This window comes from Peribacillus psychrosaccharolyticus ATCC 23296 (assembly GCF_000305495.1).
Lineage (GTDB): Bacteria > Bacillota > Bacilli > Bacillales > DSM-1321 > Peribacillus > Peribacillus psychrosaccharolyticus.
In genome coordinates this window covers 1-10,012 of record NZ_AJTN02000044.1, presented here as the reverse complement: position 1 = coordinate 10,012, position 10,012 = coordinate 1, and the positions used below count along the sequence as shown (strand labels likewise).

Annotated in this window: 6 protein-coding genes, 1 other RNA gene, 1 pseudogene and 1 other annotated feature; of the genes and pseudogenes, 7 read left to right on the top strand and 1 reads right to left on the bottom strand. The window is 41.1% G+C overall.

Features of this window, described 5'->3' with window-relative positions:
- Positions 1-425: 425 nt before the first annotated feature.
- The gene (locus tag WYK_RS04710; protein WP_051387310.1) at positions 426-2,087 is read right to left on the bottom strand and encodes an N-acetylmuramoyl-L-alanine amidase; all 1,662 of its coding nucleotides are present in this window, start codon (positions 2,085-2,087) and stop codon (positions 426-428) included.
- Between the two features lie 118 nt (positions 2,088-2,205).
- On the opposite strand from WYK_RS04710, the gene WYK_RS04705 reads away from it, so the two are divergent.
- The 7 genes and pseudogenes from WYK_RS04705 to WYK_RS04680 form a co-directional block, all read left to right on the top strand.
- Positions 2,206-2,385 (top strand): hypothetical protein, encoded by a 180-nt coding sequence (locus WYK_RS04705; protein WP_040373441.1) that lies wholly within the window; start codon positions 2,206-2,208, stop codon positions 2,383-2,385.
- 65 nt (positions 2,386-2,450) lie between these two features.
- Positions 2,451-2,688: a binding site (T-box leader), on the top strand.
- Positions 2,689-2,744: 56 nt separating this feature from the next.
- Entirely contained in the window at positions 2,745-4,037 is a 1,293-nt protein-coding gene (hisS, locus tag WYK_RS04700) for a histidine--tRNA ligase (RefSeq protein WP_040373440.1), read from the top strand.
- Position 4,038: 1 nt separating this feature from the next.
- A complete protein-coding gene (gene aspS, locus WYK_RS04695; protein WP_040373439.1) occupies positions 4,039-5,814 on the top strand; it encodes an aspartate--tRNA ligase in 1,776 nt (591 codons plus the stop codon).
- A 61-nt stretch (positions 5,815-5,875) separates the two neighbouring features.
- Positions 5,876-6,058: non-coding RNA, 6S RNA (gene ssrS, locus WYK_RS23715), on the top strand.
- Between the two features lie 506 nt (positions 6,059-6,564).
- Positions 6,565-7,446, top strand: a complete 882-nt coding sequence (galU, locus tag WYK_RS04690; protein WP_040373438.1) for a UTP--glucose-1-phosphate uridylyltransferase GalU — start codon at positions 6,565-6,567, stop codon at positions 7,444-7,446.
- A 31-nt stretch (positions 7,447-7,477) separates the two neighbouring features.
- A complete protein-coding gene (locus WYK_RS04685; RefSeq protein WP_040373437.1) occupies positions 7,478-8,620 on the top strand; it encodes a glycosyltransferase family 2 protein in 1,143 nt (380 codons plus the stop codon).
- Positions 8,621-8,726: 106 nt separating this feature from the next.
- A pseudogene (locus tag WYK_RS04680) lies at positions 8,727-10,012 on the top strand (CDP-glycerol glycerophosphotransferase family protein); the annotation flags it as partial.

Sequence of the window (10,012 nt, the reverse complement as noted above, 5' to 3'; positions counted from 1 at the left end):
TGTTTGCTCGTTCGGGAAGAATCAAACCGAGTTGCGGCAGAATGATGGGTAGTTGGGGAAGAATAGAGGATCCGCGACGTCTAAAACCAACAAACTAAGCTGTTTAAATCAGTCGATCACGTTTTTCATGTTCGGGGTTATAAAAGGGTATCTAAAAGAGTGAGATACTCCTTTTTGACAGCCTATTCAAGGTAGGGAAGAAACAGTCAGACTTAAAGGAGAATGTTTGCTCGTTGGGGAAGAATAAAACGGAGTTGCGGCAGAATGAAAGGCAGTTGGGGAAGAATAGAGGATTCGCGACGTCCAAACCAAGCTGTTTAACTCAGTCGTGTTTTTCAAGTTCGGGGTTATAAAAAGTGAGATACTCCTTTTTGGCGGCCCATTCTTCTCAATCCAAACAAAAAACCAGCCCATCCAGCTGGTTTTTAGTGTTCTTTGAAGTATTTGGCTAGGCCGGTGTAGATGGCGTTGGCGATTGTTTCTTGGTAGTGGTTGTTGTTGATGGTTCGTTCTTCGGTTGGGTTGCTCATGTACCCGAGCTCGAGCAGGGCAGCCATTCGCCGGTTTTCGCGGAGGACATGGTAGTCACCGAAACGCGATCCGCGGTTTTTTGCTTGAGTGTCCTGGCTCAGCGCCTCTTGAATATTGGCTGCGAGTGGTTCCTGAAAGTCATGATAATAGTAGGTGGTAATGCCGCTCGTTACTTGGTCGATCGTGCTATCATAATGAAAACTGATAAACGCATCGGCGGCATGAAGATGAGATATCCGAACACGGTCATTAAGATCGAGATGGGTATCCAAGTTGCGTGTCAAAATCACCTTTGCCCCAGAGGCTTCAAGCTTATCGGCAACAAGCCGCACCGTTCGAAGTGTTACATCTTTCTCAAGTGTTCCGTGAAGCCCAGCCGTCCCTTGATCCTTCCCGCCATGTCCAGGATCCAGCACAATTAGCTTATTCTGTAAGTACGCCTCATACCCAGTCTTTTTAATTTGCTTCACTTCCCCATTGATCTCGACAATCCACCCCGCCGCATAGGCTTTCTTCCCGTTGGGCAGTTTTACCTGATACCAATTATTTTTTATTGAAAGCACTGGAAACTGTTCGCCTTGCTTCGGCCGAAGAACTACCTTCGCGTCCACATTCGCTGCATTCCGTAATGCTGTGCCTGTATGTAAAATAACAATTTCGCTGTGCTTCACTTTTTCGATGTCTTCTTTTTTTACCCTGACATGATTACGTTTTACAAACCAAAGCGGAATCCAGCCGGACTTCTTGGATGACAGCTGAATTTTTACCATGTTATTTTCTTCAGCAATCACAGCAAACATTTGGCCTTTTTTCACCGTACCGACCTTTTTCGAATCCAGCTCCGCTTTTTTATGAACAATAAGACTCGAAGCTGTCACTTCTGCCAAGGGACTGCTGTCAGATAAAATATGGCGAGATTCAACCCATCCGCTGCCATTTGGATAAGAAATTTCTACCCATTTTTTTGTCTTGCTTACGATTGAAACCCCACGTTTATGAACCTTGCCAAGCACGGTACTGCTATCTGAGGAATCTGAATAGACGGTCGTATTGTTAGTAATAATTTGACCTGTTTCTTGAGCCGCTGCTGGCTGTTCAACATAGACCGAGGAAATCCAACCCGTCAGGCCTTCTGCTTTTATCTCCAGCCATTCGTCTTTTTGACCAATCACTTCAACAGCTGTGCCATTGGCAAGCTTACCGACCGGCTGTTGGTCTTTGCCGGGGCCTGAACGAATTTGTACACCATTGCCGCTGATCATGCTCAAGGCTTTAGCATCAGCCGGGTCAGCTCCTCTCGCTATCAGCCACTCGGCAACCCAACCCGTCGTACTAGAACCAAGCATAATTTCAATCCACTGGTTGTTCTCTGAGACAACTGGATACACTTCTCCACGATAAATTTTCTTTACCAGCGGAAACTCTAAGCCTGGTCCCTCTCGAACATTTATATAATCGGTATTGATGGTAACTTCTGCCTCAAGTTCCGCTTTAACAGGCGTTATTTGAGAAAAACACATAAACATCAAAACCAAAATGAGTACCGATTTTCTCAAACAAACACCTCCTTTGTTAGGATAAATTCTCCATTATAAAAAAATTCCCTTCTTAGTCTGAAAAAAATCACCAAAAACGGGACAAACTAAAACTAAGATATCATAAGGGGGACTAGGAATGAAATTCAGTGAAAAAAACCAGACCAGTGTAAAAGGTGTTAATCAGCTTCTTGGTGTGGATTTCCATGACTTTATTCAACGTGAACAGGGAGACTCGAGCACAATTGAGCTTGCGTCAGAGTTTGGCCTGACATTTCGCGAAGTGAACAAATTAAAGAAAAAAATTGGCGGGCGCTGACCTTTTTAAACGCTTGACAAGTTGCCGTTCACTCCGTATGATTATAAAAGTATCTAAATGAAAACATTTAGCCCATGATCGAGAAGAGTAGTCAAGGAATACACGTGTAAAGAGAAGATATGCGGCTTTTGCTGAAAGCGTATCTACATGCTGTCTTGATGAACGAACACTCAGTAGGCTCCGCTCTGAAAAATGATTTTAGTAGGAGATGGACGTAGGCAGGCGTTAACTGCTTTTAAGAGGAAGCTGTATTTGGCTTCAATTAGGGTGGCACCACGGGATATTCAAACTCTCGTCCCTTGTAGCGTATTCGTTACAAGGGACGGGAGTTTTTTGTTTTTATAAGGAGGGTAATACACATGTCTATTCAAATTCCAAGAGGTACACAGGATCTGCTTCCAGGCACAACGGAAGTTTGGCAGTATATTGAACAAACGGCACGCGAAATTTGCCGTCGTTATCAATACAAAGAAATCCGTACACCAATTTTTGAGCATACAGAATTATTTCTGCGCGGTGTCGGTGATACAACGGATATTGTTCAAAAAGAGATGTATTCGTTCAAGGACCGCGGGGATCGTGATTTAACGCTTCGCCCAGAAGGTACAGCCTCTGTTGTCCGTTCTTATCTTGAAAATAAAATGTTCGGCAATGCAAATCAGCCGGTCAAATTATACTATATTGGACCTATGTTCCGTTATGAGCGTCCGCAGGCAGGGCGTTTCCGTCAGTTCGTTCAGTTTGGTATTGAAGCACTTGGCAGCAAGGATCCTGCAATTGATGCAGAAGTTCTTTCACTAGCAATGGGAATTTACAAAGAGCTGGGCTTAAAGAAACTGAAGCTTGTGATCAACAGCCTTGGTGACAGCGATAGCCGTACGGCTCACCGCAATGCATTAGTGGATCACTTTAAACCACGGATTAACGAGTTTTGCGGAGATTGTCAAAACCGTCTTGAAAAAAATCCACTTCGAATTCTGGATTGTAAGAAGGATCACAATCACGAATTGATGGCCAGCGCACCATCGATCATTGAATTCTTAAACGAAGAGTCTCGTGTGTATTTTGAAAAAGTACAAAAGCATTTGACTGATCTTGATATTGATTTTGTCATTGATCCAACGCTTGTACGCGGACTGGATTATTACAATCACACGGCATTTGAGATCATGAGTGAGGCGGAAGGTTTCGGCTCGATCACGACTCTTTGCGGCGGCGGTCGTTACAATGGTTTGGCTGAGCAAATCGGCGGCAGCGATGCACCGGGCACACCGGGAATCGGATTTGCACTGAGCATTGAGCGCTTGATTTCAGCGCTTGCAGCAGAAAATGTCGAGCTTCCAATTGAAGAAGGCATTGATTGTTACTTGGTTTCCATGGGTGAAGCGGCGAAAGATTATACCGTTAAGCTTGCCTATCAGCTTCGTAAAGCAGGATTTACGGTCGAGAAAGATTACCAAGATCGTAAAGTGAAAGCTCAGTTTAAATCAGCAGACCGCTTAAAGGCTAAATTTGTAGCGGTACTTGGCGACGATGAGCTGGAGAAACAAATTATTAATCTGAAAAACATGACTACCGGTGAACAGGTTGAAATGGAACTTGCCACCTTTATAGAGCAATTTAAATCACAGCAGTCCTTAGGAGGAAAATAATATGTATGGCAGAACGTATTTCTGTGGAGAAGTCACAGAGCAAGCAATTGGAGAAAAAGTAACATTAAAAGGATGGGTGTCAAAACGACGCGATCTTGGTGGAGTTATTTTTGTTGATTTACGCGACCGTTCAGGTATCGTTCAAGTCGTGTTTGATTTAAATACATCAAGCGAAGCACTGGCTATTGCTGAGAAAATCCGTAGTGAATACGTTCTTTCTATTGAAGGTGTTGTGCGTGCACGTGATGAAGAAAACATTAATCCAAATATCCCAACCGGGGGTATTGAAGTAGATACAACACAAGTTACGATTTTAAACGAAGCGAAAACACCTCCTTTCGCAATTGAAGACCGTACAGAAGTATCCGAGGACATTCGTTTGAAATACCGCTATTTGGATCTTCGTCGTCCGATGATGTTTGAAACATTAAAGATGCGTCACCAAACAACAAAAGCAGTTCGTGAATACCTTGACGGTGCTGGATTCCTTGACGTTGAAACACCAATTTTAACTAAGAGCACTCCAGAAGGCGCACGTGATTACCTAGTACCTAGCCGTGTGCATGAAGGTGAATTTTATGCGTTACCGCAATCACCGCAGTTATTCAAGCAAATGCTGATGGTATCAGGTATTGAACGTTATTACCAAATCGCTCGTTGTTTCCGTGATGAAGATTTACGTGCTGACAGACAGCCTGAATTCACGCAAATTGATATTGAAACAAGCTTCATGAGTCAAGATGATATCATTTCAATGACAGAAGAAATGATGGAAAAAGTTATGCGTGAAGTGAAGGGAATCGATATCACACTTCCGCTGCCGCGTATGAAGTATGATGAAGCAATGGGCCGCTTTGGTTCAGATAAGCCAGATACTCGTTTCGGATTAGAATTAATCGACCTTACTGAGTTCTCTGAAGGCTGTGACTTCAAAGTCTTTTCTGGAGCAGTAGCAAAAGGCGGTCAAGTTAAAGCATTGAACATCAAAGGTGCTGCAGCTGATTATTCTCGTAAAGATATGGATGGATTAGGTGCATTTGCTGCCATTTATGGTGCGAAAGGTCTTGCTTGGTTGAAGATTGAAGAAGACGGCATGAAAGGTCCTATTGCTAAATTCTTCACAGAAGACAATCAAAAACAAATGGCACAAATCGTTGATGCTGAAGTAGGAGATATCATTGTATTTGTTGCTGATAAGAAAAGTATTGTTGCAGATGCTCTTGGTGCGCTTCGCATCAAGCTGGGTAAAGAACGCAACCTTATTGACGAAAGCAAATTCAATTTCCTTTGGGTAACAGATTGGCCGTTGTTCGATTATGATGACGAAGCGGGAACCTATTCTGCAGCCCATCATCCATTCACAATGCCTTTCCGTGAAGATATCGATATGCTGTCAACTGACCCAGCTAATGTCCGCGCACAAGCGTATGACTTGGTTCTGAATGGCTACGAGCTTGGCGGAGGATCATTACGTATCTTTGAACGTCCAATTCAAGAAAAAATGTTCGAAGTACTTGGATTCACACAAGAAGAAGCAGCAGAACAATTCGGCTTCTTGATGGATGCCTTTGAATACGGCACACCGCCGCATGGTGGAATTGCGCTTGGGTTAGATAGACTTGTTATGCTGCTTGCCGGCCGTACAAATCTACGTGACACAATTGCCTTCCCGAAAACAGCAAGTGCAAGCGACCCGCTTACAGACGCACCAAGTCAGGTAAGTAAGGCCCAGTTAAGAGACTTAAGTTTGTCAGTTTTGACGAAAAAACAAGATTAATTTACTAGTATCTCACTCTTGAAAGAGTGGAGTGCAATATGATAAACTACTTGTAACAGTAAAAGTCCTGATGTGTTCGTTCTTTAACCTATAAGTTTTGACCGAACACTTATAGTTACGGGAGCCAATGTTTCCAGGCCGCGTAAAAGCCTCCTTCGAGAGGACTTACAAAAGCCGAGAACCGAGCACCCACCTGCGGAGAGCGGGTTCAAAACGAAGGCAAAACGGCACAATTGGGACTTTTACAAAAGTATTGACAGTCAGAACCCTGCATGGGAATGCAGGGTTTTTTATTGTTTTATTTTAAATTTCTTCTCTAAAACCATTACTATTTACCTACGACTTTTAAATTGTTTATTCCCCAATATTTTAAGGAAATACCAATCAGTTTAAAGAATTATGCTCCCTATAATCAGTTAATAAAGGAATTATTACCTGTTTATGATTCTTTTATCCAGAAAGCGCTTTATACATTGACAGGCAGGTATTTTTACAAGTTATCTAGTAAGAATTGTAGGAATATTTACTAATTATTTAGGTTAAATGGTATGTTAAAATAACATTTATAGTCTATGTTAAATTGGAAATCGTGAAAGTATGATTACTAATAAATTTTAAAATAAACAAGGATTTAGACCGTTTTTTCTGATATATTAAAAGTTTATAATGGATTTATTCTAAAACTAAATACGATTATTTAATATTTTAAAATAATAAAAAGAACATACGAAATTGATGGAGGAATGAAATTTGAAAAAAGTAAGAAAAGCAATAATCCCCGCGGCGGGACTTGGTACGAGGTTTTTACCCGCGACAAAGGCAATGCCAAAAGAAATGCTCCCAATCGTTGATAAACCTACTATCCAATATATTGTTGAAGAAGCAGTCGCAGCAGGCATCGAGGATATCATCATTGTGACAGGTAAGAATAAGCGTGCAATTGAAGATCATTTTGACTGTGCACCTGTGCTTGAAATGGAGTTAGATAAAAAAGGAAAAGACAAGTTGCTTGAGAGGGTTCAATATTCTTCCAATCTGGCTAACATTCACTATATTCGCCAACAGGAAGCAAAGGGACTTGGCCATGCTGTGTTAAGTGCACGTACGTTCATTGGGGATGAACCCTTCGCCGTCCTTCTAGGTGATGATATTGTACAAAGTGAGACCCCAGGTATTGGTCAATTGATGACTCAATACGATGAGGTGGGTTCTTCTGTAATTGGTGTAAAGCAAGTGCCAGCTAACGAAACGCATCGCTACGGAATTATTGACCCAGCAACTCAAGATGGACGAAGCTATGAGGTTACGAACTTTGTTGAGAAACCTAAGGAAGGAACAGCTCCTTCGAATTTAGCGATTATGGGAAGATATGTATTGACTCCAGAAATATTTGATTACTTGGCTAAACAAGAAGCTGGAGCAGGTGGAGAGATTCAACTTACTGATGCGATTCAAGCTTTGAATGAGCATGATAAAGTTTATGCTTATGAGTTTGAAGGCAGACGATTTGATGTTGGTGAAAAACTCGGCTTTGTGAAGACAACGATCGAATTTGCTCTCCAAAACGAGGAAATCGGTGAAGATGTCCGTGTGTTCTTAGAAGAGCTATTGAAAGAGCCTGTTAACGCTTAAGCATATGCATGACAAGGAGGATACCTGCACCATGAGCCAACCATATATATCGGTTATTCTACCAATTTATAATGTAGAAAAGTATATTGATGAAGCATTTAACTCGTTATTAAATCAAACCATCGGATTTACGAATCTCGAAATTATCTTGGTCAACGATTGTTCGAAAGATGGGACACTTGCGATTCTCGAACGTTATGAGCGGGACTATGAAAATGTTAAATTAATGACCCTTCCCAAAAACTCAGGTGCCCCTGGTACGCCTCGAAATGTCGGCATGCAGCACACCACGGGTAAATATACTATTTTCCTTGATCCGGATGATTATATTCCATTTGATGCCTATGAAAAATTATATCGTGTCGCGGAGGAATGGGAATCAGATTTCGTGATGGGAAGAATGATCAGCTTTAATGACAGCAACCCAACCGGACATCAATGGTTCCATATCACGTTCCGAGATTATCTGATGAAGAAAAGTTACTTCAATGTAAATATTGATGAGGTACCTTTTTTCCTTCAGGTTAAAACAGCCGTCTATTTGAAGCTAGTTCGAACTGACTTCATGAAGGAAAATCAGCTGAAGTTTGTGGAAGGTATGAAAAATGGTGAAGATAAATACTATGATATGCAGCTGTTCACGCTCGCCAAGAAATTCAGCTACATTCCAGAGACCATTTATCTTTACCGGACTCGGGATGATGAAACCAATCCATCAATGACTCAACAAGACATGGAGCCAACGATGCTTAACGACTGTAAAGCAGCAATGCTTGTTAAGTCATTGTTAACAGCAGAACAATACCAAACCTTCCAGATCAATGCGCTTCGGTCACTGTTTTGGAAATTAATAAATCCAGGTTTTAATTCCCTTCCATATGAAAAGAAAGTTTTTCTTCTTGAAAAAATGACTCCGGTTATTGAGGGGTATAATCCAAATATTATTCAGAAATATTATAAGTTTGAGTATCCAGTTGTAAGTCTAATTTCCAAGCGTGAGTATGATTTGGCCATCGAATATATTAAACTTCAAATTTCTCGTAAGACTTGGTACCTCGAAGGTAAGCAGTTACTTGAGATTAAAAATACGCAGGATAAAATGCTTTCTAGTATTTCCTGGAAGTTGACAAAACCGTTAAGAAAGCTAAATAACTTACGTCAAATCATGCGATGAATAGATAAATTAGAGGGATTGGAAGGTTTCGTTAAAGAATCTTCCTTTCCTTTTTTCAGTTCAAGGCCGGGGAGTATCGCCCTGCATAAAAAGAAGGAGATTACTAATGAATCTGTGTGTACTATTTTTACAAAAAGACGAGGAGTTAACCAAACGTGAGCTATTTGCTGATGTTCAGACAATTACCCTTAGTTCTGAAAAGGTTCTTACATTAGAGGATATCAAAGCAGAATATCTGTTATTTGTGGACCAAGATATCCGTTTTGATAAAGGGTTTCTTACTTCGATCCTTTCAAATCTCTCAAGCGATGTTGACTTCTTACAATTAACCCCTAAACAAGCAAAGCGCAGCATTTTTAAACGGGAAGATTTATTTCAGGCAAGTTATGAAAATATTAGTGGACTGAAAGTTATTAAAAAGTCGATACTCTCGTCGTTCGAGAACTTTGATATAAGTAAACTTGATCGTCCTATGCTTATAGACTTATATTTTGATTTATTTCAGCAACCTCTTTCATTCAAAACGATCGAGAGCGGCTATCAATTTCCCAACAAAGTGGACGTAGAATCGGTTCAAGAAGAAGTGGCTGTAATCAGCCATCTGCTACTTTCAAAAAATAACGTGGAACGAAGAAAATTCCTCGTTTTATATAAACGTTCATTGATTAGAAAGCTATTCAAACTGGCTGATACGAAAGCATTCGCAGAACTGCTCCCTTTTTCTGAGCAAGAAGCCGTGCTTAAGTTGTTTAGAGAAGTTCTTCTCGATATTGATGACCCCACCTTAACTCAAATGGACCTGGATGGATATATTCCATTTGTTCAAATGATTCGTGCTGAATACTACACGGAGGGAATTTATTATCTACGTTTAATGCGGGGGAAACGGTACTGGTTCAACCGAAGTAAAAAGCTTAATAAAAAGGTAAAACGATACCCAATTGCAGACTCAACATCCTGGAAGGTTTCAGCACCCTTGCGTAAAGGAATAATAGCCTGTAAAAAAATTCGTAATACGTTCATGAAAATTGGTCTCAGTCTGCTAAGCCTGCCGGTGAAGCTGCGATATGTGGGACAAGAAGTCTGGCTTGTCAGCGAACGTCCAGATCAGGCTGAAGATAACGGCTATGCATTCTTTAAATATTGCCGTGAGAATCACCCGAATAAAAAGGTCTTTTACTTGATTGATAAAGAGTCCCCACATATCGATAAGGTTCAAGCACTTGGCAACGTCATTATCCACTCAAGCCTAAAGCATTGGCTGTACATGCTGACGGCGACTAAATATATTAGTGCCTGGGTCTTTGACGAGTTCTCTCTGCCAAATGGACCTGCGAAATTTAAGGATCTATTTGCTTCTGTCTATGAAAAAACTCCGCAAATTACTCTACA